At 64.8% G+C, this 23,738-nt stretch carries 19 protein-coding genes; 12 read left to right on the plus strand and 7 right to left on the minus strand.

Annotated features, from left to right (window positions below; translation table 11 throughout):
- The first annotated feature begins 56 nt into the window (after positions 1-56).
- The 9 genes from VA602_RS17200 (at position 57) to VA602_RS17240 (ending at position 11,595) form a co-directional block, all read left to right on the plus strand.
- Positions 57-851 carry a DUF4892 domain-containing protein gene (locus VA602_RS17200; RefSeq protein WP_323453788.1) on the plus strand — a complete coding sequence of 265 codons (795 nt, stop codon included), beginning with the start codon at positions 57-59 and terminating at the stop codon, positions 849-851.
- Between the two features lie 12 nt (positions 852-863).
- A complete protein-coding gene (locus tag VA602_RS17205; RefSeq protein ID WP_054894227.1) occupies positions 864-1,910 on the plus strand; it encodes an AI-2E family transporter in 1,047 nt (348 codons plus the stop codon).
- A 264-nt stretch (positions 1,911-2,174) separates the two neighbouring features.
- On the plus strand, positions 2,175-2,264 hold the full coding sequence (gene kdpF / locus VA602_RS17210) for a K(+)-transporting ATPase subunit F (RefSeq protein ID WP_082421007.1): 90 nt from the start codon (positions 2,175-2,177) through the stop codon (positions 2,262-2,264).
- 9 nt (positions 2,265-2,273) lie between these two features.
- Complete coding sequence (kdpA, locus tag VA602_RS17215) at positions 2,274-3,968, plus strand: potassium-transporting ATPase subunit KdpA (RefSeq protein ID WP_323453789.1); 1,695 nt, start codon at positions 2,274-2,276, stop codon at positions 3,966-3,968.
- A 10-nt stretch (positions 3,969-3,978) separates the two neighbouring features.
- The gene (kdpB, locus tag VA602_RS17220) at positions 3,979-6,030 is read left to right on the plus strand and encodes a potassium-transporting ATPase subunit KdpB (protein ID WP_323453790.1); all 2,052 of its coding nucleotides are present in this window, start codon (positions 3,979-3,981) and stop codon (positions 6,028-6,030) included.
- Positions 6,031-6,043: 13 nt separating this feature from the next.
- Entirely contained in the window at positions 6,044-6,607 is a 564-nt protein-coding gene (gene kdpC / locus VA602_RS17225) for a potassium-transporting ATPase subunit KdpC (protein WP_323453791.1), read from the plus strand.
- A 143-nt stretch (positions 6,608-6,750) separates the two neighbouring features.
- Positions 6,751-9,405, plus strand: coding sequence for a sensor histidine kinase KdpD (locus VA602_RS17230; protein ID WP_323453792.1), 2,655 nt, complete (start codon positions 6,751-6,753; stop codon positions 9,403-9,405).
- A complete protein-coding gene (locus tag VA602_RS17235; RefSeq protein ID WP_054894352.1) occupies positions 9,402-10,103 on the plus strand; it encodes a response regulator in 702 nt (233 codons plus the stop codon). Before VA602_RS17230 ends, VA602_RS17235 begins: the two co-directional genes overlap by 4 nt.
- Positions 10,104-10,242: 139 nt before the next feature.
- Positions 10,243-11,595, plus strand: a complete 1,353-nt coding sequence (locus VA602_RS17240; protein WP_323453793.1) for a spinster family MFS transporter — start codon at positions 10,243-10,245, stop codon at positions 11,593-11,595.
- 95 nt (positions 11,596-11,690) lie between these two features.
- On the opposite strand, the gene VA602_RS17245 is transcribed toward VA602_RS17240, so the two are convergent.
- The 7 genes from VA602_RS17245 to gloB form a co-directional block, all read right to left on the minus strand.
- Positions 11,691-13,298: an ABC transporter ATP-binding protein gene (locus tag VA602_RS17245; protein WP_323453794.1), complete on the minus strand. Its 1,608-nt coding sequence runs from the start codon at positions 13,296-13,298 to the stop codon at positions 11,691-11,693.
- A 1-nt stretch (position 13,299) separates the two neighbouring features.
- Positions 13,300-14,319, minus strand: coding sequence for an ABC transporter permease (locus VA602_RS17250; protein ID WP_054894349.1), 1,020 nt, complete (start codon positions 14,317-14,319; stop codon positions 13,300-13,302).
- Position 14,320: 1 nt separating this feature from the next.
- Positions 14,321-15,394, minus strand: a complete 1,074-nt coding sequence (locus VA602_RS17255; RefSeq protein ID WP_054894348.1) for a microcin C ABC transporter permease YejB — start codon at positions 15,392-15,394, stop codon at positions 14,321-14,323.
- Position 15,395: 1 nt separating this feature from the next.
- Complete coding sequence (locus VA602_RS17260) at positions 15,396-17,237, minus strand: extracellular solute-binding protein (RefSeq protein WP_323453795.1); 1,842 nt, start codon at positions 17,235-17,237, stop codon at positions 15,396-15,398.
- Positions 17,234-19,063, minus strand: coding sequence for an extracellular solute-binding protein (locus tag VA602_RS17265; RefSeq protein WP_112898738.1), 1,830 nt, complete (start codon positions 19,061-19,063; stop codon positions 17,234-17,236). Before VA602_RS17265 ends, VA602_RS17260 begins: the two co-directional genes overlap by 4 nt.
- Positions 19,064-19,234: 171 nt before the next feature.
- Entirely contained in the window at positions 19,235-20,668 is a 1,434-nt protein-coding gene (locus VA602_RS17270; protein WP_323453796.1) for a lytic transglycosylase domain-containing protein, read from the minus strand.
- Positions 20,669-20,768: 100 nt separating this feature from the next.
- The gene (gene gloB / locus VA602_RS17275; protein ID WP_063545564.1) at positions 20,769-21,548 is read right to left on the minus strand and encodes a hydroxyacylglutathione hydrolase; all 780 of its coding nucleotides are present in this window, start codon (positions 21,546-21,548) and stop codon (positions 20,769-20,771) included.
- 86 nt (positions 21,549-21,634) lie between these two features.
- On the opposite strand from gloB, the gene VA602_RS17280 reads away from it, so the two are divergent.
- The 3 genes from VA602_RS17280 to dnaQ all read left to right on the plus strand — a co-directional run bounded on the left by VA602_RS17280 (position 21,635) and on the right by dnaQ (position 23,711).
- A complete protein-coding gene (locus tag VA602_RS17280) occupies positions 21,635-22,393 on the plus strand; it encodes a methyltransferase domain-containing protein (RefSeq protein WP_054894344.1) in 759 nt (252 codons plus the stop codon).
- Between the two features lie 46 nt (positions 22,394-22,439).
- Positions 22,440-22,886 carry a ribonuclease HI gene (rnhA, locus tag VA602_RS17285; RefSeq protein WP_054894343.1) on the plus strand — a complete coding sequence of 149 codons (447 nt, stop codon included), beginning with the start codon at positions 22,440-22,442 and terminating at the stop codon, positions 22,884-22,886.
- A gap of 72 nt (positions 22,887-22,958) precedes the next feature.
- Complete coding sequence (gene dnaQ / locus VA602_RS17290; RefSeq protein ID WP_256093694.1) at positions 22,959-23,711, plus strand: DNA polymerase III subunit epsilon; 753 nt, start codon at positions 22,959-22,961, stop codon at positions 23,709-23,711.
- The last annotated feature ends 27 nt before the right edge of the window (positions 23,712-23,738 follow it).

The raw sequence follows: 23,738 nt of genomic DNA on the forward strand, positions 1-23,738 counted from the left end.
CACATGCCAGACATTCACGATCTTCGCCACGGCGCCGGGCGCCGCAAGGACGGCCGATGAGCGCGCCGTTCCTCGTTCGCAGTGCCATCGCCGCCTGCCTCACACTTGCCAGCCCGCTGCTGTGGGCCGGGAGCCTGCCGGTGCCAGTCGATGCCAAGGTGGTCGACCAACGTCCGGTCGTGGCGGGGGAGAGGGTCTACCCCATGGGCCCGGTACGCAAGATCAGCGGTCGCCTGCGCGTCGAGGGCAAGGTCGAGAGCCGCGGCCAGGTCAGCTCGGTCACCTACGAACTGCCGGTGGAGCGCACTGCCCGCGAGGCCTTTACCAGCGCACGTGAGGAGCTGCAGCGCGACGGTGGCTATCCGCTGTTCTGGTGCCAGGGCCGTGACTGCGGCGAGGCCAGCATCTGGGCCAACGATGTGTTCAACAACGCCCGTCTCAATGGTGGCGACGAGCAGCAGGCCTTCATTCTTTTGCGCCGCTCGGCCGAAGAGGCCGATACGCTGGTCGCCCTGTACAGCGTCACTCGCGGCAATCGCCGCGCCTACCTGCATGTCGAGGAATTCGTCGCTGACAGCCCGCTGGGCGAAGTGCTGCCGACACCCGCCACGGTGCTGCGTGAGATGCGCGATACCGGCAAGCTCGACTACCCTGACCTGAGCGCACCACAGCCTGCGTGGGTTTCGCTGCTGGCCCGCAGCCTGAACCTGGACAGCACCCTGCGTGCCAGCCTCAGCGGCCAGGCGGCCGAAGCCTGGCGCGAGCAACTGGTCAAGGCCGGTGTACGCAGTGCCCGTCTCGAAGTGGGTACGGCGCCTACCGATGGCCTGCATCTGGAACTGATTCGTTGAACGAGGGCCATCATGGCCAACAATGACCGTCTGCTGGTCCAGATTCTATTGCTGGCGCTGTTGGGCGCCGCCTTGTGGGTCATGGCGCCGTTCATCTCGGCGCTACTCTGGGGGGCGATCCTGGCCTTTGCCAGCTGGCCGCTGATGCGCTTGTTGACGCGCCTGCTGGGTGGGCGCGAAACCCTCGCGGCCAGCATCCTCACGACGGTGTGGATCCTGGTGGTCGCGTTGCCGCTGGTGTGGCTGGGCTTCAACCTGGCCGACCATGTGCGTGATGCCACCAACTTCGTGCGTGACGTGCAGTTGGAGGGTTTGCCGGATGCGCCGGAGTGGGTGCGTGGCATTCCCTTCATCGGCGAGCGCCTGGTCAACTGGTGGGAGTCCCTCGACCAGCAGGGTGCGGCCCTGATTGCCTCGGCCAAACCGTACCTCGGCCAGGTCGGTAATTGGTTCCTGGCGCGTAGCGCCCAGATCGGCAGCGGCGTGCTGGAGCTTACGCTCAGTATCGTCTTCGTGTTCTTCTTCTACCGCGACGGCCCACGCCTGGCCGCGTTCGTGCAACGCTTGCTGCAGCGCCTGGTGGGCGAGCGCGCCGAGTACTACATCGACCTGGTGGCCGGTACCGTACAGCGGGTGGTCAACGGTGTGATCGGTACCGCCGCAGCGCAAGGGCTGCTGGCGTTGATCGGCTTCCTGATCGCCGGCGTGCCCGGGGCAATCGTGCTGGGCCTGGTGACCTTCATGCTCAGCCTGATTCCGATGGGGCCCCCACTGGCCTGGATTCCTGCCACCGGCTGGCTGGTGTGGAAGGGCGAGTACGGGATGGCGGTGTTCCTCGGGATATGGGGCACCTTCATCATCAGTGGCGTGGACAACGTGCTCAAGCCGTATCTGATCAGCCGGGGGGGCAATCTGCCGCTGGTGATCGTGCTGCTCGGCGTGTTTGGCGGGTTGATCGCGTTTGGCTTCATCGGGCTGTTCATCGGGCCGACCCTGCTGGCCGTCGGCTACAGCCTGCTGCTGGACTGGAGCCGACACTCGGGGCAGGTTCAGCGCTGACCTGCAGCGTTCTCTTCGCGGGCAAGCCCGCTCCTACAGGCACCGCGATCTGCTGTAGGAGATTCTGTCTTGCTCAAAATTTAAAGACCAGCCCAATCCCTGTGGGAGCGGGCTTGCCCGCGAAGAGGCCGGTATTGATGATCCAGAAGCCAAACTTTACGCATTCTTTATTCCCATCCCGCCCCCCCGATCTCGTCCCTTTACGCCCCCCGCCCCGACAATTTCCCCAAAGCGGCCGACGCCGCAAGACGGGGAGATCCACCGATGAACATGCTCGACGGAGTGTCACTGCTGCTGGCAGTGGCGTTGTCCATTTACCTGCTGGTGGCGCTGCTGCGCGCCGATCGCAGCTAGGGAGCGGCCATGCACAGCTACGACTTCGCATTGCTGCTGGCGTTTCTGGCCCTTGTGCTGCTACCAGCACCCTGGCTTGGGCGGTTCTACTACAAGGTCATGGAGGGCCAGCGTACCTGGCTGTCGCCGGTCCTCGGCCCGGTAGAGCAGGGTTGTTACCGGTTGTCCGGGGTGCGCGCCGAGCAGGAGCAGAACTGGAAGCAATACACCCTGGCGCTGCTGGCCTTCAACCTGGTGGGCTTCCTGGTGCTGTTCGCCGTGCTCCTGCTACAGGGCTCGCTGCCGCTCAACCCGCAGCACCTGCCGGGCCAGGAATGGTCGCTGGCATTCAACACCGCTGTCAGCTTCATGACCAACACCAACTGGCAGGCCTACAGCGGTGAGGCCTCGCTCAGCTACCTGAGCCAGATGATCGGCCTGACCGTGCAGAACTTCGTCAGCGCTGCCACCGGCCTTGCCGTGCTGGTCGCCCTGTGCCGTGGTATCGGCCGGCGCTCCACCCACAACCTGGGTAACTTCTGGGTCGACATGACCCGTGCCACCCTGTATGGCCTGCTGCCACTGTGCATTGTGCTGGCGCTGCTGCTGGTGTGGCAGGGAGTGCCACAGACCTTCGCCGACTACGCCCATGCCGTCACCCTGCAAGGTGCCGACCAGAGCATCCCGCTGGGCCCTGCCGCCAGCCAGATCGCGATCAAGCAACTGGGCACCAACGGCGGCGGCTTCTTCGGCGTCAACTCGGCGCATCCGTTCGAGAACCCCACGGCCTGGAGCAACCTGTTCGAGGTGGCTTCGATCATTCTGATTCCGGTGGCACTGGTGTTCACCTTCGGCCACTACGTCAAGGACCTGCGTCAGAGCCGGGCGATCCTGGCCTGCATGTTGGGCCTGTTCCTGATCGGCGGTGCGGTCGGCCTGTGGGCCGAGTACCAGCCCAACCCGGCCCTGGACAGCGCTCAGGTGCAGCAAAGCGCGCCGATGGAAGGCAAGGAAAGCCGCTTCGACACCACCGCGAGCGTGTTGTGGGCCGTGACGACGACCTCCGCCTCCAACGGCTCGGTCAACGCCATGCACGACAGCCTCAATCCGCTGACAGGCATGGTGGCGATGGTCAACATGATGGTCGGCGAGGTGATCTTCGGCGGCGTCGGTGCAGGCCTCTACGGCATGCTGCTGTTCGTGCTGATCGCGGTATTCCTGGCCGGGTTGATGATCGGTCGCACGCCGGAATACCTGGGCAAGAAGTTGCAGGCCCGCGAAGTGCAATTGTTGGTGGCGACACTGCTGGTGATGCCGGTTGGCGTGCTGGTGCTCGGCGCCATCGCCGCCAGCCTGCCGGGGCCGGCAAGTGCGGTGAGCAATCCGGGGCCGCATGGTTTCAGCCAGTTGCTGTATGCCTATACCTCCGGCACCGCCAACAACGGCTCGGCTTTCGGCGGCTTCAGTGCCAACACGGTGTTCCACAACCTGATGATCGGCCTGGCCATGCTGATCGGACGCTTCGGCTACATCCTGCCAGTGCTGGCCCTTGCAGGCAGCCTGGCCGCCAAGAAAAGCGCGCCGCAGGGCCAGAACAGCTTCCCCACCCATGGCCCGCTGTTCGCCGGCCTGCTGTTGGTGACCATCCTGCTGGTCGGTGGACTGACCTTCCTGCCGACCCTGGCCCTGGGGCCGATCGCCGAACAGCTGAGCCTGGGTTTCTGAGGATCCGAACATGAACATGCCCATTTCTGAAGTGAAATCTCCCCGCGCCGTCGACCAGACCCGCTTCGCCGCGCTCTGGCGCCCGGCCCTGGTGCAGGCCTTCGTCAAGCTCGATCCGCGCCAGCTCAAGCGCTCGCCGGTGATGCTGGTGGTCGCCCTGACGGCTGTGCTGACCACGGTCCTGTGCCTGGTGCCCGGCAGCGGTGTGAGCACCGGCGTGGCGGTGCAGATCGCCCTGTGGCTGTGGTTCACCGTACTCTTTGCCAACTTTGCCGAAGCCTTGGCGGAAGGCCGGGGCAAGGCCCGTGCCGATAGCCTCAAGGCCGGCAGCCAGGGCCTGACCGCTCAGCGGCGTCTGGCCAATGGCAGCTTCGAAACCGTCGCTGCCACCGCATTGCGCAAGGACGATGTGGTGCGCGTGGTGGCCGGTGAGCTGATCCCGGGTGATGGCGAGGTGCTCGAAGGTATCGCTGCCGTCAACGAGGCGGCGATCACCGGCGAGTCTGCGCCGGTGATCCGCGAGTCCGGTGGCGACCGTTCGGCGGTGACCGGCAATACCCGGCTGGTTTCCGACTGGCTGCTGATTCGCATCACCAGCAACCCCGGTGAGTCGACCCTGGACCGCATGATCGCCCTGGTCGAAGGCGCCAAGCGCCAGAAGACCCCCAACGAGATTGCCCTGGATATCCTGCTGATCGGCCTGACCCTGATTTTCCTGATCGTGGTGGTGACCTTGCAGCCATTCGCCCATTTCGTGGGCGGCAGCCTGCCGCTGATCTTCCTCGCCGCGTTGCTGGTGACGCTGATCCCGACGACCATTGGTGGCCTGCTGTCGGCCATCGGTATCGCGGGTATGGATCGCCTGGTGCGCCTTAACGTCATCGCCCGCTCCGGGCGTGCGGTGGAGGCTGCGGGCGACGTGCACACGTTGATGCTCGACAAGACCGGCACCATCACCTTCGGCAACCGCCGCTGCAGTGCCCTGCACGCAGCGCCCGGTGTTACCCCCAAGGAGCTGGGGGAGGGAGCCTTGCTTGCCTCGCTGGCCGACGACACGGCCGAGGGCAAGTCCATCGTCGAATACCTGCGCCAGTTGCACGACTTCGACGAGCCGGCTGCCGCGCAGTACAGCGCCATCGCCTTCAGCGCCGAGACGCGCCTTTCGGGTATCGACTTCGGTCAGCGCCGCTACCGCAAGGGCGCGGTGGACGCGGTGCTGGCGTTCGTCGGCCTGCAACGCCTGGAAATGCCGGCTTCGCTGGCCCGTGAAGTCGAACGCATCGCCCAGAGCGGCGGCACCCCCTTGCTGGTATGCGTCGACCGCCACTTGCTGGGGGTGATTCACCTCAAGGACGTGGTCAAGCCCGGCATCCGTGAGCGTTTCGCCGAGTTGCGCAAACTGGGTATCCGCACCGTGATGGTGACCGGCGACAACCCGCTGACCGCTGCGGCCATCGCCGCCGAGGCTGGTGTCGATGACGTACTTGCCGAGGCCACCCCTGAGAAGAAGCTGGCGCGCATTCGCCAGGAGCAGAATGACGGCCGCCTGGTCGCCATGTGCGGTGACGGTGCCAACGATGCCCCGGCCTTGGCCCAGGCGGATGTCGGCATGGCCATGAACGACGGTACCCAGGCGGCGCGCGAGGCGGCCAACATGGTCGACCTGGACAGCGATCCGACCAAGCTGCTGGATGTGGTCCAGGTCGGCAAGGAACTGCTGGTGACCCGTGGTGCACTGACCACGTTCTCCATTGCCAACGACGTGGCCAAGTACTTCGCCATCCTGCCGGCGCTGTTCGCTTCGATCTACCCGCAACTGGGTGTGCTCAACCTGATGCGCCTGAGCAGCCCGCAAAGCGCGATCCTTTCGGCGATCGTCTTCAACGCGCTGATCATCATCGTATTGATCCCCCTGGCCTTGCGCGGTGTGCGCGTGCAGGCGGCAAGTGCCGCGCACCTGCTGCGGCGCAACCTGCTGATCTACGGCGTGGGCGGCATCCTGGTGCCGTTCGCCGGGATCAAGCTGATCGACATGCTGCTCACTGCACTGCATCTGGTCTGAAGGAGAGACGAACATGAGCACCTACGTACGCCCGGCCGTGAGCCTGGTCCTGCTGATGACCCTGGTCACCGGCGCACTGTACCCGCTGGCGGTGACCGGTATCGCCCAGGTCGCCTTCCCCGAACAGGCCAATGGCAGCCTGGTGCGCGATGAGCAGGGGCAGGTTCGCGGCTCGGCGTTGATCGCCCAGGAATTCAAGGGCGACGGCTGGTTCCAGTCGCGCCCTTCGGCCGGCGCCTTCGCGACGGTGTCCAGCAGCGCGAGCAACCTGGCACCGAGCAATCCGGCGCTGGCGGAGCGGGTCAAGAGTGATGCCGCCGCCCTGTACCAGCCTGAGCTTGGGCCGGTGCCGCAGGCCCTGTTGACCACCTCCGGCAGCGGGCTCGACCCGCAGTTGCCGCCGGAGGCGATCGCCTACCAGTTGCCGCGCGTGGCGGCGGCGCGGCAGATCCCCATCGAGCGCTTGCAAGCGCTGGTGGATGAGGCCACTCTGCGGCCATTGGTCGGCCCGCCGGTGGTCAATGTGTTGGCGTTGAACCAGGCGTTGGAGCGGTTGGCGCCTGTTACAGATCGCTGATAATCGAGACCGTGTCGCGGCCATCGCGGGGCAAGCCCGCTTCCACAGGTTCACCGGCGCTCACAAGAACGGCGCAGGACCTGTGGCTTGCCCCGTGATGGCCTGCGAAGCTGGCCCCTGGCCCCCTTACCAAAGGATCAAGCATGAGTGATTCCGCCCGCGCCGATGCGCTGTTGGCGAGCCTGCCCCGCAACGGTCGCGGCAGGCTTAAAGTATTTCTGGGCGCAGCTCCCGGCGTGGGCAAGACGTTCGCCATGCTCCAGGCCGCCCATGCCCAGCAGCGCCAGGGGGTAAAGGTGCTGGCGGCGGTGGTGGAGACCCATGGCCGGGCCGAAACCGAGGCGCTGCTCGGTGGCTTGGCGCAGCAGCCCTTGGTGCGCAGCGAGTACCGCGGCGTCATCCTCGAAGAAATGGACCTCGATGGCTTGCTCAAGGCTGCACCACCGCTGGCGCTGGTCGACGAGCTGGCTCATACCAACGCCCCCGGCAGCCGTCACGCCAAGCGCTGGCAGGATGTCCAGGAACTGCTCGCTGCTGGTATCGATGTGTATACCACGGTCAATGTCCAGCACCTGGAAAGCCTCAACGACAAGGTTCGCGACATCACGGGTGTTCAGGTGCGCGAAACCCTGCCCGACTGGGTGCTGCAGGAAGCCTTCGAGCTGGTGCTGATCGACCTGCCGCCACGTGAACTGCTCGAGCGCTTGCGCGAAGGCAAGGTCTACGTGCCTGAGCAGGCGAGGGCGGCGATCGATGCGTTCTTCTCCCAGACCAACCTCACCGCCTTGCGCGAACTGGCCATGCAGGCCGCTGCAGCCCAGGTCGATGCCGACCTTGCCCATGGCTACCGCCAGCGCGGCGAGCAGGCGCCGACCTTGCGAGGGCGCCTGCTGGTCGGGGTCGATGGCGATGAACAGGCCGAGCGTCTGGTGCGCCATGCCAGCCGCGTCGCCCAGCGTCGGCACCTGCCGTGGAGCCTGGTGCATGTCGACAACGGCAGGCTGCGTGAAGAGGGCGCGCGTCAGCGCCTGCAGGCTGCGCAGCAGCTGGCCGAGCGCCTGGGCGGAGAAGTCGTGGTGCTCAGGGCCGGTGAGGTGGCGCGCACGCTCATCCAGCATGCGCTGGAACGACGGGCGAGCCTGGTGCTGGTCGGCCAGTCCCGCGACCGCCTGCGCCGCCGCGTGCTCGGTGCGGGCGTCGCCGCGCGCTTGCTGCGCGACAGCCGGGGGTTGGAGATCAACGTGCTCGACCGCGACACTCAACCCGCACCGGCACGTGCGGTGGTCAATCGCGTCTGGGTCTGGCGCCACTATTGGCTGGCGCTGCTGGCGACCGCACTGGCGGCAGGGCTGGCGTGGGCCGTGTCCAGCGTGCTGGCGTTGCCGAACATTTCGCTGGTGTTCCTCGCGGCGGTGCTGCTGGTCGCGGTACGCAGCAGCTTGGGGCCTGCGCTGGCCTGTGCGGCGCTGTCGTTCCTGACCTACGACTTCCTGTTCATCCCGCCGAGCTTTTCGTTCAGCATCCAGCGCGAAGAGGACGTGCTGACCCTGGTGTTCTTCCTGCTCATGGCGGCCCTGACCGGCAATCTCGCCGCTCGTCAGCGCCGTCAGTTGCAGGCGCTGCGCGAAACCCAGGGCGAGACCCGGCAACTGCTCGACCTGTCGCGCCGCCTGACCGTGGCCACGGATCGCCAGGCAGTATTCAGTGCCGCCGGCCAGCACCTGGGCGATTGGCAGGGCATCCAGATCTGTCTGCTCGAGCGCGATGCCGAGGGCTTGTTGCAGGTCGCCAGCGGCGGGCCGCAGGTCTTTACCGACAATGAGCGCGCCGCTGCCGAATGGGCCTGGCAACATGGCCAGGCAGCAGGGCATGGCAGCGATACCTTGCCCCATGGTCGCTGGTGGTGGTGGCCGCTGGCGGTCGACGAGACTCCCTTGGCCTTGCTGGGTGTGCAGCCGGCCTCGGGCGAGCCGTTGAGCGCGCAGCGCCGTCGCTTGCTGACGGCGCTGGCCGAGCCGCTGGCCCAGGCCCTGGCCCGCGCGCGCCTGGGCGAGCAGCTCGAAGCCGCGCGCCTGCATGGCGAAACCGAGCAGTTGCGCAGCGCCTTGCTTGCCTCGGTGTCCCATGATCTGCGCACCCCGCTGACCGCCATGCGCGGTAGCATCGACAGCTTGCTGGCACTGGGTGATGCGATCCCTCCGGACGATCGCCGTGAGCTGCTCGAAGGCACACGCAACGAAGCCGAGCGCCTGGATCGTTACATCCAGAACCTGCTCGACATGACCCGGCTGGGCCATGGCGGCTTGAAGCTTGCGCGTGACTGGGTGTCGCCCGGCGATATCGTTGGCAGCGCTCTGAACCGTCTGCGCGCGGTGCTGGCACCGTTGCGCGTAGACACCGAGGTACCTGCAGAGCTGCCCCTGCTGTTCGTGCATGCAGCGCTGATCGAGCAGGCGCTGGTCAACGTACTGGAGAATGCCGCACGTTTCTCGCCGGTCAATGGTCGCCTGGCGCTGCGGGTGGAGGTGCAGGACGAGCGCCTGTGCTTCGCGGTCGCGGATCAGGGCCCGGGCATTCCGGTGGCCGAGCGCGAGAAGATCTTCGACATGTTCTACACCGCTGCCCGCGGCGACCGCGGCGGGCAGGGCACAGGCCTGGGGCTTGCGATCTGCCAGGGCATGATCGGCGCCCATGGCGGCAGCATACTGGTCGGCGAGGGCATCGATGGCCAGGGCACCTGCATCACTCTATGCTTGCCGTTGCCTCTTCAACCCGACAGCGACAGTGAAGCCCCATGAGCCAAGCCGCCACCCTTCTGGTCATCGACGACGAACCGCAGATCCGCAAGTTCCTGCGCATCAGCCTCGTGTCCCAGGGCTACAAGGTGATCGAGGCTGCGACCGGCGGCGAAGGCCTGGCCCAGGCGGCGCTGAGCAAGCCTGACCTGGTGGTGCTCGATCTCGGCTTGCCGGATATGGACGGCCAGCAGGTGTTGCGCGAACTGCGCGAGTGGAGCGCCGTGCCGGTGATGGTGCTGTCGGTGCGAGCCAGCGAGGTGCAGAAGGTCGATGCGCTGGATGGCGGTGCCAACGACTACGTGACCAAGCCGTTCGGTATCCAGGAGTTCCTAGCCCGGGTGCGCGCGCTGTTGCGGCACAAACCCCAGGCGGGCTCCGGGCAAGCGGCCAGTGCCAGCTTCGGTGCGCTGGTGGTCGACTTCGCCTATCGCAAGGTCACGCTCGACGGCGTCGAGGTGGCACTGACACGCAAGGAGTACGCGCTGCTGGCGCAACTGGCCGGGCATCCGGGGCGGGTGATCACCCAACAGCAACTGCTCAAGGATATCTGGGGCCCGACCCATGTCGACGACACCCACTACCTGCGCATCGTGGTGGGGCATCTGCGGCACAAGCTGGGCGACGATCCGACCGCGCCGCGGTACATCATCACCGAGGCGGGTGTGGGCTATCGGTTGGTGGCGCCGCCATCGGTCTGAATGCTGCGGGCGGTCCGTCAGGCTCCAGCCCATCGCGCGATATAAGCCCGGTCAATGGTGGCAGACGTTTCGCACCTTACCCTCTAGATTTCGTCAGGCGTGCTGGAAGCCCTGAATAACGATAACGAGGGACCCGACCATGACCACCGCCCCCCAAGCGTCCAACGCCTGGCGCATCTTGTTCCTGCTGTTTCTGGCCAACCTGTTCAACTTCTTCGACCGCACCATACCCGCGATCATCATCGAACCGATCCGCCTGGAATGGCACCTGAGCGACTTCCAGATCGGCCTGATCGGCACCGCCTTCACCTTGGTATACGCCATCGCTGGCCTGCCGCTAGCGCGCATGGCCGATACCGGCTCGCGGGCCAAGCTGATGGGCTGGGGCCTGGCGGCCTGGAGCGGGCTGACGGCGGTCAACGGCATGGTCGGCAGCTTCTGGAGTTTTCTGCTGGTGCGCATGGGCGTGGGCATCGGTGAAGCCAGCTATGCGCCGGCCGCCAACTCGCTGATCGGCGATCTGTTCCCGGCCGAGCGACGGTCGCGGGCGATGGGCATCTTCATGCTCGGCCTGCCGCTAGGCCTGTTGCTGGCGTTCTTCACCATCGGCGCCATGGTCCAGGCGTTTGGCAGCTGGCGTGCGCCGTTCTTCATCGCTGCGGTACCCGGCCTGGTGTTGGCGCTGTTCATCTTCCTGATCCGCGAACCTGCCCGGGGCGCTGCGGAAACCGTTGCCATCTCCCTCGCGCCGATCGATCGCCCGCTGCGTCGGGTGCTGAGCGTGCCCACGTTCGCCTGGCTGGTACTGGCGGGGCTGACCTTCAACTTCGCTTCCTACGCCTGCAACTCGTTCATGGTGCCGATGCTGCAGCGCTACTTCGCCTTGCCCTTGCACGATGCGGCCGTGGCAACGGGGATGATCGTCGGTCTGAGCGGCCTGGTGGGGCTCACGCTAGGGGGCTGGGTGGCCGACAAGGTGCACCAGCGTTTTGCCAATGGGCGTCTGTTGTTCGCCGCGCTGAGCATGTTGGTGGCCACTCTCGCCACCGCCTGGGCACTGCATGCCGGGCGTATCGAGCTGGGGCTGTTCGTCGCGGTGTTCGGCGTCGGCTGGCTGTTCTCGTACAACTTCTATACCTGCGTGTACACGGCGATTCAGGATGTGGTGCAACCGCGCCTGCGGGCTACCGCCATGGCCCTGTACTTCGCCGGGCTGTACCTGCTCGGCGGCGGCCTGGGGCCGGTGGTGGTCGGTGGGCTGTCGGATCATTTCGCCGTGTCGGCCATGGAGACGGCGGGACAGCTGGTGATGAGCGAGGCGTTCAAGGCCCAGGGGCTGCATGACGCGATGTACCTGATCCCGGTGGCGCTGCTGCTAACCCTGGTGTTTCTGCTGGCGGCGTCGCGTTGCTTTGTGCGTGATGCGCAGAAGATGCGCGAGGGGATGGTGCTCGAAGGCGAGGCAGTGACTGCCCGCGCCGCCGAAGCCTGAGCGCTAGCCGACTTGAGCCTGCTCACTCCTATGAGGGCTGAGCAGGCTCTTGGGTTTTGAACGAGTTAGTCGCTCTTTGTCATTGCACAAAGGGATCAACCGTTTGCCGTCTCCAGAAACGCCGCCTCCAGCAACTGACGCGTATACGGATGCTGCGGCGCATGGAAGATCTCCTGCGCATCGCCTTGCTCCACCACGTGCCCGTGCTTGATCACCATCAATTGGTGACTCAACGCCTTGACCACCGCCAGGTCATGGCTGATGAACAGGTACGTCAGGTTGTACTTCAACTGCAGGTTGCGCAGCAGCTCCACGACCTGGCGCTGTACGGTGCGGTCCAGCGCCGAGGTCGGTTCGTCCAGCAGGATCAATGCCGGCTTCAACACCAGTGCCCGGGCGATCGCGATCCGCTGGCGCTGCCCGCCAGAGAACTCGTGCGGATACCGGTGCCGTGTGCGCGGGTCCAGCCCCACTTCCTCCAGCGCCGCAATGATCGCGGCTTCCTGCTCGGCGGGGGTGCCGATCTTGTGAATCCGCAAGCCCTCGCCAACGATGTCGGCCACGCACATGCGCGGGCTCAGGCTGCCGAACGGGTCCTGGAACACCACCTGCATTTCGCGGCGCAGCGGCCGCACGTCCTGCTGCTTCAGCCCTTCCAGCGACTGCCCGTGGAAGCGAATCCCACCCTGGCTTGCGATCAAGCGCAGGATCGCCAGCCCCAATGTCGATTTGCCGGATCCGCTCTCACCAACGATCCCCAGGGTTTGCCCCTGCGGGAGGCTGAAATTGATCCCGTCGACGGCTTTCACATGGTCGACAGTGCGGCGCAGCAGGCCCTTCTTGATCGGGAACCACACCTTCAGGTCGTTGACTTCCAGCAGCGGTTTGCCGATCGCGTTCGCCGCCGGGCCACCGCTGGGTTCGGCATTGATCAGCATCTGCGTATAGGGGTGCTGCGGGGCCTTGAACAGTGTCTCGCAGTCGGCCTGTTCGACGATCTTGCCGCACTGCATCACGCACACGCGGTGGGCGATACGCCGCACCAGGTTGAGGTCATGGCTGATCAGCAGCAGCGCCATGCCCAGGCGCGCCTGCAGGGATTTGAGCAAATCGAGAATCTTGAGCTGCACGGTGACGTCGAGCGCGGTGGTGGGCTCGTCGGCGATCAGCAGTTCGGGTTCGTTGGCCAGGGCCATGGCGATCATGACGCGCTGGCGCTGGCCGCCGGAGAGCTCGTGGGGCAGGGCCTTGAGGCGCTTCTTCGGGTCGGGGATGCCGACCAGTTCGAGCAGCTCCAGGGTGCGCGCGGTGGCCTGCTTGCCGGTGAGGCCTTTGTGCAGCAGGAGGATCTCGTTGATCTGCTTCTCGATGCAATGCAGTGGGTTCAGCGAGGTCATCGGCTCCTGGAAAATCATCGCGATGCGATTGCCGCGGATGCGCTGCATGGGCTTCTCGCCCAGGTGCAGGAGGTCCTTGCCGTCGTAGTGGATGGTGCCGCTGGGGTGGCGTGCAAGCGGGTAGGGCAGCAGGCGCAGGATCGAGTGGGCGGTGACTGATTTGCCTGAGCCGCTCTCGCCGACCAGGGCGAGGGTCTCGCCCTTGCGGATGTCGAAACTGATGCCATCGACGACGCGGTTGACCTGCTCGCCGGTGACGAACTCCACCGCCAGGTCGCGCACTTCGATCAGGGTGTCTTGGCTCATGTCATTTCCTCGGGTCGAAGGCATCGCGGGCGGATTCGCCGATGAACACCAGCAGGCTCAGCATGACGGCCAGCACGGCGAAGGCGCTGATGCCCAGCCACGGCGCCTGCAGGTTGGACTTGCCCTGGGCGACCAGTTCGCCCAGCGACGGCGAGCCTGCGGGCAAGCCGAAGCCGAGGAAGTCGAGGGCGGTGAGGGTGCCGATGGCGCCGGTGAGGATGAATGGCATGAAGGTCATGGTCGAGATCATGGCGTTGGGCAGGATGTGGCGGAACATGATCGGGCCGTTGCGCATACCCAGGGCGCGGGCAGCGCGCACGTACTCGAGGTTGCGTCCGCGCAGGAACTCGGCGCGCACGACATCCACCAGGCTCATCCATGAGAACAGCAGCATGATGCCGAGCAACCACCAGAAGTTGGGCTGCACGAAGCTTGCGAGGATGATCAACAGGTAGAGCACCGGCAGGCCCGACCAGATTTCCAGGAAACGCTGGCCAGCCAGGTCCACCCAGCCGCCATAGAAGCCCTGCAGGGCACCGGCGATGACGCCGACGATGGAGCTGGCGATGGTCAGCGTCAGGGCGAACAGCACCGAGACGCGGAATCCGTAGATCACCCGGGCAAGCACGTCGCGCCCCTGGTCGTCGGTGCCGAGCAGGTTGTCGGCCGAAGGCGGCGCGGGGGCAGGGACCTTCAGGTCGTAGTTGATGCTCTGGTAGCTGAACGGGATCGGCGCCCACAGCACGAAGCTGTCCTTTTTTTCCAGCAGTTCGCGGATATAGGGGCTCTTGTAGTTGGCTTCCAGCGGGAATTCGCCGCCGAAGGTGGTTTCCGGGTAGCGCTTGAACGCCGGGAAGTACCACTCGCCGTCGTAGCGCACGGCGATGGGCTTGTCGTTGGCGATCAGCTCGGCACCCAGGCTCAGGCCGAACAGGATGAGGAACAGCCACAGCGACCACCAGCCGCGACGGTTGGCCTTGAAGCGCTCGAAGCGCCGGCGGTTCAGGGGAGAGAGGGCCATGTCAGTGCTCCCGGCTGGCGAAGTCGATGCGCGGATCGACCAGGGTGTAGGTGAGGTCGCCGATCAGTTTCACCACCAGCCCCAGCAGGGTGAAGATGAACAGGGTGCCGAACACCACCGGGTAGTCGCGGTTGATGGCCGCTTCGAAACTCATCAGGCCCAGGCCGTCGAGAGAGAAAATCACCTCGATCAGCAGGGAGCCGGTGAAGAAGATACCGATGAACGCCGACGGAAAGCCTGCGATCACCAGCAGCATGGCGTTGCGGAATACATGGCCGTAGAGCACGCGGTTGCGGCTCAGGCCCTTGGCCTTGGCGGTGATCACGTACTGCTTGTTGATCTCGTCGAGGAAGCTGTTCTTGGTCAGCAGGGTCATGGTGGCGAAGTTGCCGATCACCAGCGCGGTGATCGGCAGCACCAGGTGCCAGAAGTAGTCCATCACCTTGCCGGTGGTGGACAGCTCGTCGAAGTTGTTCGACGTCAGGCCCCGGAGCGGGAACCAGTCGAAATAGCTGCCACCGGCGAACAGCACGATCAGCAGGATGGCGAAGAGGAACGCGGGGATGGCGTAGCCGACGATGATCGCCGAGCTGGTCCAGACGTCGAAGTGGCTGCCATGGCGCACCGCCTTGGCAATCCCTAGCGGGATCGACACCAGGTACATGATCAGTGTGCTCCACAACCCCAGCGAGATCGACACGGGCATCTTCTCGGCGATCAGGTCGATGACCTTGGCATCGCGGAAGAAGCTGTCGCCGAAGTCGAGCTGGGCGTAGTTCTTGACCATGATCCACAACCGCTCTGGGGCTGACTTGTCGAAGCCGTACATGCGTTCGATTTCAGCGACCAGCGCCGGGTCCAGGCCTTGGGCGCCGCGGTAGTTGGAGCCGGCTACCGATACTTCGGCACCGCCGCCGGCAATGCGGCTGGTGGCGCCATCGAAGCCTTCGAGCTTGGCGATCATCTGCTCGACCGGGCCACCGGGGGCGGCCTGGACGATGATGAAGTTGATGATAAGGATGCCGAACAGGGTCGGGATGATCAGCAGCAGGCGGCGCAGAATGTAGGCAAGCATGTCAGTTCGCCTCGTCCACGAGTGGCACGCGCGCTTCGCTGACGGCCGGGGTCACGTCAGGCTTGATCCACCAGGTGTCGATGCCGATATCGTAGTTGGGTGACACCTTCGGATGGCCAAGGTGGTTCCAGTAGGCGACCCGCCAGGTCTTGATGTGCCAGTTGGGAATGACGTAGTAGCCCCACAGCAGTACACGGTCCAGCGCGCGGGTGTGGGCGACCAGGCTCTGGCGCGAGTCGGCATTGATCAGGTCTTCGACCAGTTGGTCGATGGCCGGGTCGCGCAGGCCGATGGTGTTGCGGCTGCCCGAGCGGTCGGCGGCAGCGCTGGTCCAGTACTCGCGCTGTTCGTTGCCCGGCGAGTTGGATTGCGGGAAGCCGCCGACGATCATGTCGAAGTCGCGCGAGCGCAGGCGCGTGATGTATTGCGAGACGTCGACGCGACGGATGGTCAGGTCGATGCCCAGGTCGGCGAGGTTGCGCTTGAACGGCAGCAGGATGCGTTCGAACTCGGTCTGTGCCAGGAGAAACTCGATCGACACCGGCTTGCCCTGGGCGTCGACCATCTTGTCGTTCTCGATCTTCCAACCGGCGTCCATCAACAACTGGTAAGCCTTGCGTTGCTGCTCGCGAATCATGCCGCTGCCGTCGGTGACGGGATTGTGGAACGCCTCGCTGAAGACCTGCTCGGGAATCTTGCCGCGCAGCGGCTCGAGAATCTTCAACTCGTCGGCGGAGGGCAGGCCCGTAGCGGCCATCTCGGAGTTTTCGAAGTAGCTGCCGGTGCGGGTGTAGGCACCGTTGAACAGCTGCTTGTTGGTCCATTCGTAATCGAGCAGCAGGCTCAGGGCCTGGCGCACGCGGATGTCCTGGAACACGGGCTTGCGCAGGTTGAAGATGAAGCCCTGCATGCCGACCGGATTGCCGTTGGGCAACTCTTCCTTGATCAGACGCCCGTCGCGCACAGCGGGAACATTGTAGGCGGTGGCCCAGTTCTTCGCGCTGACTTCCAGGGCATAGTCGAACTGCCCGGCCTTGAGTGCTTCGAGGGCGACGGCAGTGTCGCGGTAGGAGTCGAAGGTCATGGCGTCGAAGTTGAACATGCCGCGGTTGATCGGCAGGTCCTTGGCCCAGTAGTCCTTGACCCGCTCGTAACGGATCGAGCGTCCGGCCTTGACCTCGGCAACCTTGTACGGGCCGCTGCCCAGCGGGATCTCGAGGTTGCCGCGGGTGAAGTCGCGAGTCTCGTACCAATGCTTGGGCAGCACTGGCAACTGGCCCAGGATCAGCGGCAGTTCGCGGTTGTTGCTGTGCTTGAACTTGAACAAGACGCGCAGCGGGTCTTCGACGATCACCTCGGAGACATCACCGTAGTACTGGCGGTACAACGGCGCGCCCTGCTGGGTGAGGGCGTTGAAGCTGAACACGACGTCTTCGGCGCGGATGGGGTGGCCGTCATGGAAGCGTGCTTCAGGTCGCAGGTAGAAGCGTACCCAGCTGTTGTCAGGGGCCTTCTCGATCTTGCCGGCGACCAGCCCGTACTCGGTGAAGGGCTCGTCCAGGCTCTGGCGCATCAGGGTGTCGTAGATGATGCTGATGTTGTCGGCCGATACGCCCTTGTTGATGAAGGGGTTGAGGCTGTCGAAACCGCCGAAGCTGGACTGGCGGAAGGTCCCGCCCTTGGGGGCATCGGGATTGACGTAGTCGAAATGCTTGAAGTCGGCGGGGTACTTGGGCGGTTCGTCGTAGAGCGTCAGGGCGTGTTGCGGGGCGGCCAGCGCGGGTAGGCTCAGGCAGGCGAGCAACAGGCTGCAGGCCAGGCGCAGGCGAGGCGTCGGCATCATTTGGCTTTCTCCGAAGTCTTGAGCCACCAGCTGTTCAGGCCCAGGGTGTAGGGCGGCGTGGTGACGAAGGCGAACCGGTTGCGGTAGGCCAGGCGATGGTTGTCCAGGTACCAGTTGGGAATCATGTAGTAGTGCCACGACAGCACCCGGTCCAGTGCGCGCGCAGCGGCGACCTGATCGTCGCGGGTGCGGGCGGCCATGAGCGTGTCGAGCAGGTGATCGACCACAGGGTCCTTGATGCCCGCGTAGTTCTTGCTGCCCTTGACGGTGGCCTGGCTTGAGTGGAAGTACTGCCACTGCTCGAGGCCGGGGCTGAGGGTCTGGTTCAGGGTCATCAGGATCATGTCGAAGTCGAATTGGTCCAGCCGTTGTTTGTACTGGGCTCGGTCTACCGTGCGCAAGCGCGCGTCGATGCCGATGCTGGACAGATTTTCGACATAAGGTTGCAGGATGCGTTCCAGATTCGGGTTTACCAGCAGCAACTCCAGGCGCAACTGGCGGCCTTTGGCGTCGACCAGGCGCTGCCCGTCGAGCTTCCAGCCGGCTTCGCCGAGAAGGCCCAGGGCCGTGCGCAAGGTCTGGCGGTCGATGCCGCGCCCGTCGGTCTGGCTGACCTGGTAGGGCTCGGTGAAGAGCTTGGCGGGTAACTGTTCGCGAAACGGTGAGAGCAGCAGCCATTCCTTGCCGGTGGGCAGCCCGCTGGCGGTGAATTCACTGTTGGGGTAGTAACTGGTCGAGCGACGGTAGGCACTGCTGAACAGGGCACGGTTGGTCCACTCGAAATCGAGCATCAGCCCCAGCGCCTGGCGTACCTTGGGGTCGGCGAACGCGTCGCGGCGGGTGTTCATGAACAGACCCTGGGTCTGGGTCGGGATCCGGTGCGGGATCTGCGCCTTGATCACATCACCACGGCGGATCGCCGGGAAGTTGTAGCCGTTGGCCCAGTTCTTGGCCTGGTGTTCGATGTAGATGTCGAACTCGCCAGCCTTGAACGCTTCGAAGGCCACGGTCGCGTCACGATAGAACTCGAACTCCACGCGGTTGAAGTTGTACTTGCCGCGGTTGACCGGCAAATCCTTGCCCCAGTAGTTCTTCACCCGGCTGAACACCAGGCGCCGACCGGGTTGTACCTCGGTGATGCGGTACGGACCGCTGCCCAGCGGAGGCTCGAAGGTGGTGGCCTTGAAGTCACGATCTTGCCAGTAATGCTTCGGCAGCACTGGCATTTCGCCCAAGCGCAGGATCAGCAGCGGGTTCCCGGCGCGCTTGAAGACGAAGCGGATACGCAACGGCCCCAGGATGTCGACGCGCTGCACTTCCTGCAGGTTGGTGCGGTACAGCGGATGGCCTTCCTTGAGCAGGGTGCGGTAGGAGAACGCCACGTCGGCCGAGGTGATGGGGTGCCCGTCATGGAAACGCGCCTCGGGACGCAGGTTGAACACCACCCAACTGCGGTCTTCGCTGTACTCCACCGAGCGGGCGATCAGGCCGTAGCTGGAGGTCGGTTCGTCGCCGGAAGGGTCGTATTGGCCGGTGCCGACCATCAAGGTCTCGTTCAGCTCGTTGACGCCGTACTGCTGGAAATTCGGCGTCGAAACGGGGCTGGTGCCCTTGAAGGTGTAGGGGTTGAGCGTGTCGAAGGTACCGAATGCCATGGCCCGCAAGGTTCCGCCTTTAGGCGCCTGCGGATTGACCCAGTCGAAATGGGTGAACGTGGCCGGGTACTTGAGCGTGCCGAACTGCGCATACCCGTGGCTTTCGGTCACGGTCGCGACTGCGGGGAAGCTCAAGGCCAGGCTCAGTGACAGGAGGAGGGGTCTTATCAAGTCTGGAATCCGGTCAAGGCGGCGTTGGGCTTGGTCCGGCGTACAGTAACAGCTTGTCTGGAATGGAAAAAGGGTATGGCGGGGGCGGTTGTGGAAGCGGGCTGGCCCGCGAAAAGTACACCGCGGTGCATGGCGCCGGCTCGCCGCCCTGACAAGCCCGCGCCTACGCAGTCAGCGCGTCAGGTAGACGGTGAGTGTCTGGCCGGGCTTGAGTGCCTGGCCGCTGCGCGGGTTCCAGCGCTTGAGGTGTTTCATCTCGACATTGAACCGTTTGGCCACCAGATAGTACGAGTCGCCCTTGCGTACCTTGTACTGGGTGGAGCGCTGCTTGGCTGCCGCGACGCGGTTGGCTGAGGCGCTCGGCGCGTTACCGCCACGCAGGGCCAGAACCTGGCCGACTTTCAGGTTGCTGCCCGACAGGCGATTCCAGCGCTGGATGTCCTTGACCGACACACGGTTGGCCTTGGCGATGGCGCCCAGGTTGTCGCCGCGCTTGACTCGGTAACTGCTGGTTGCGGCCGGTGCCTTGGCCTCGGCGAGGGCGGCCTGGAACACGGCCTTGTTCGGTTGCAGGCTGACCAGTTGCTCAGGCTTGAGGTTGGACAGGCTGCTGGTCAGCAGTTGCGCCTTGGCGGTAGGAACGAGCAGTTGCTGCGGGCCATCGACCGTCATGCGTTTCTTGAACGCGGGGTTGAGCTGGATCAGTTCGTCTTCGTCGATATTGGCGAAGGCGGCGACGCGGGTCAGGTCGAGGCGCTCGTTGATGGCGACGGCTTCGAAGTAGGGCTCGTTGGCGATGGGGCTGAGGTTGACGCCATAGGCCTGTGGTGTCAGGACCACCTGCGACAGCGCCAGCAGCTTGGGCACGTAGTCGCGGGTCTCCTGAGGCAGCGGCAGGTTCCAGTAGTCGGTGGGCAGGCCGAGGCGCTCGTTGCGTTCGATCGCCCGGCTGACGGTGCCTTCACCAGCGTTGTAGGCGGCCAGGGCCAGCAGCCAGTCGCCATTGAACATGTCGTGCAGGCGGGTCAGGTAGTCCAGCGCGGCGTTGGTGGACGCGGTGATGTCGCGACGACCGTCGTAGAAGTTGGTCTGGCGCAGGTTGAAGTGGCGCCCGGTGGACGGGATGAATTGCCACATGCCTGCCGCGTGGGCGCGGGAGTAGGCCATCGGGTTGTAGGCGCTTTCGATGGCCGGCAGCAGCGCCAGCTCAAGAGGCATGTCGCGTTCTTCGAGGCGCTCGACGATGTAGTGCAGGTAGAGGCTGCCACGCTCGCCGGCGTTCTCGAGGAAGCTCGGGTTGCTGGCGAACCACAGGCGCTGTTGCTCGATACGCGGGTTGACGTCGATGCTGTCTTGCAGGGCGAAGCCCTGGCGCATGCGCTCCCAGACATCCTCGGGCGCTTTTTGCTCGGCCGGCTTGATCATCAGCGGCGCTGGTTTGTGCTTGATCCGGGCCTGGGAGTTGTGTGCGCGAACGCTGTCGGATTCGTCGACCTGACGGGTGCTCTGGCAGCCCACGAGGGTGGCGGCCAAAGCGAGTGCGCTGACTTGGGCCAGGCGCGTCAGGGCGGCGGAATGAGCGGTGCGGCGGCTACGGGAAGACATCGGCGGACACGGTTTTCCGGGCAAAAAATTTCGGCGATTCTAGAAACCGCATCCAGTCGGGTCAACCTTGGATGTCATGCTGCGATATATCGTGAGGTTATCAGAAACCGTCTTTCCAAGACCTCAAGGCAGCAAAAACAGCGGGTTGGGATTCGTTTGAATGTCCCTTCCATTCGTCTGCTTTTTGTTTAACGGATGTTTCAGTTGTGCGAAGAAACGGATTGGTCAAGCGCTCCAGCCCGATGGTCGAGGGCAGGGTGATGCGATTGTCGGCGCGCAGGCGTGTAACCGCTTCGAAGCGTTGGATAACATGCGGGTTATCCGGCTCCACAGCCTTGGCAAAGCGCAGGTTGCTCAGGGTGTATTCGTGGGCGCAGTAGACGGCGGTGGCTTCGGGTAGCGCGGCCAGGCGCTGCAGGGCCGGTTGCATCTGTTCGGGTGTGCCTTCGAACATTCGCCCGCAACCGGCGGCGAACAGGGTGTCGCCGCTGAACAGCAGCGGGGTCGGTGTTTTTGCACTGTAATAAGCAATATGGCCGAGGGTGTGGCCAGGTACGGCAAGCACCTCGAAGGTCACGCCCAGCGCCGTCACGGTGTCGCCGTCGTCCAGCGCCACGTCGCGGCTCGGAATGCGTTCGTTGGCCGGGCCGTAGACCTTGGCACCGGTCGCCTGCTTGAGTTGTTCCACACCGCCGACATGGTCGTTGTGGTGGTGGGTGATGAGGATGTCGGTGAGCGTCCAGTCGGTGTGTGCCTGCAGCCACTGCAGCACCGGTTTGGCGTCGCCGGGGTCGACCACCGCGCACTGGCGTTTGGCAGTATCCTGTAACAACCAGATGTAGTTGTCGGAGAAAGCGGGAAGGGCATCGATCTGTATCATGGCGCGGATCCGAATCATCTGGCGTGGGACATGAAGGCATCTTAGCTGCGATGGCGTGGCTGAAGAAACCTTCGAGGAAGAATGCAATGACCGACCAAGCCTTTGCCCAGGCCGACCCCGAGTGGGTGGAGCTGATCAGCCTGGCCCGCGACTGGTTCGCCGGGCCCATCGGGCAACTGATGCTCAAGGAGGAAGAAAAACTGCTCGAGGATGAGCTGGGCCGCTTCTTCGGCGGTTTTCTCGTGCACTATGGGCCGAGCGCCGATACACCGCCCAGCGCGCCGCAGGTGCAACGCACGGTGCGCCTCGGCGCGCCATTGCCGGGTGTGGAGATCGTCTGCGAGGAACAGGCCTGGCCGTTGTCCGAGCATGCGGCTGATGTGGTGGTGCTGCAGCATGGCCTGGATTTCAGCCTCTCGCCCCACGGTCTGTTGCGCCAGGCTGCCAGCGCGGTGCGCCCGGGCGGGCACCTGCTGATCGTTGGCATCAACCCCTGGAGCGCCTGGGGGGCACGGCACTTTTTCGGCCGCGGGGCGCTGCGCAAGGCGCGCTGCATCTCGCCGTCGCGGGTCGGCGACTGGCTCAACCTGCTGGGCTTCGCGCTGGAGAAACGCCGCTTCGGGTGCTATCGTCCGCCGCTTTCCTCCCCGGTCTGGCAACAACGCCTGGCGGGGTGGGAGCGGATGGCCGGGGGATGGCAGACCGCGGGCGGGGGTGTTTACCTGCTGGTGGCGCGCAAGATGGTGGTTGGCCTGCGACCGCTGCCCATGGAGCGCCGCGAGCCGATGGGCAAGCTGTTGCCCCTGCCGCTGGCCAAGGTCAATCGTCGTCACAGCGAGCCCTGACCGCGCCGTCCATGGTCGATAACCTGCAAGCGAATGAAGGCGGTACATGAGCGATAGCGTCGAGATCTACACCGATGGTGCCTGCAAGGGCAATCCTGGCCTGGGTGGCTGGGGCGCCCTGATCGTCTACAAGGGCGTCGAGAAGGAGCTGTGGGGCGGCGAGCGCGACACCACCAACAACCGCATGGAACTCATGGCTGCGATCTGCGCGCTGATGGCGCTCAAGCGCGAATGCGAAGTGGTGCTGACCACCGACTCGCAGTATGTGATGAAGGGCATCACCGAGTGGATGGCCAACTGGAAGAAACGCGGCTGGAAGACCGCTGCCAAAGAGCCGGTGAAGAATGCCGACCTCTGGCAGTTGCTCGATGAACAGGTCAACCGGCACAAGGTGACCTGGAAGTGGGTGCGCGGGCATATCGGGCATCCGGGTAACGAGCGGGCCGACATGCTGGCCAACCGCGGGGTGGATGAGCTTCGCGCCAAGCGTTGAGGCACCTGCAAAGCCAGTGGCCTGTTTGATGTATACTCGCCCCCTTTCCCAGAAGTCGCTTGGAGCCCCCGCGTGGAGCAGCAGAACACCCGACTGATCGTCCTCGATACCGAAACCACTGGTATGCCGGTCAGCGAAGGCCACCGGATCATCGAGATCGGTTGCGTCGAGGTCATCGGCCGGCGCCTGACCGGGCGCAACTTCCACGTCTACCTGCAGCCAGACCGCGAGAGTGACGAGGGCGCCATTGGCGTTCACGGCATCACCGACGCGTTCCTGGTCGGCAAGCCGCGTTTCGCCGATGTGGCCGAAGAGTTCTTCGAGTACATCCAGGGCGCGCAACTGGTCATCCACAACGCGGCGTTCGACGTTGGCTTCATCAACAACGAATTCGCCTTGATGGGCCGCCAGGACCGCGCCGACATCTCCCAGCACTGCACCATCCTCGACACCCTGATGATGGCGCGCTCGCGCCATCCGGGCCAGCGCAACAGCCTCGATGCGCTGTGCAAGCGCTACGGCATCGACAACTCCGGCCGCGATTTGCACGGCGCGCTGCTCGACTCGGAACTGCTGGCCGACGTCTACCTGGCGATGACCGGTGGCCAGACCAGCCTGTCGCTGGCCGGCCAGGGCGCTGAAGACAATGAAGGGCAGGGCGGAAATGGTAGCGAGATCCGCCGTATCGTCGGGCGTCAGCCGGGGCGCGTGATCATGGCCAGCGAAGAGGAGCTCGAGGCACATGCCGAGCGTCTGGCGGCGATCGCCAAGTCGGCGGGGGCGCCGGCGATGTGGCAGGCACTGACCGAAACGCCAGCAGGCTGACACCGCCCATACAGTTGCCCTGAGGCT

It is taken from the genome of Pseudomonas machongensis (assembly GCF_034961125.1).
In the GTDB taxonomy this organism is placed as follows: domain Bacteria; phylum Pseudomonadota; class Gammaproteobacteria; order Pseudomonadales; family Pseudomonadaceae; genus Aquipseudomonas; species Aquipseudomonas machongensis.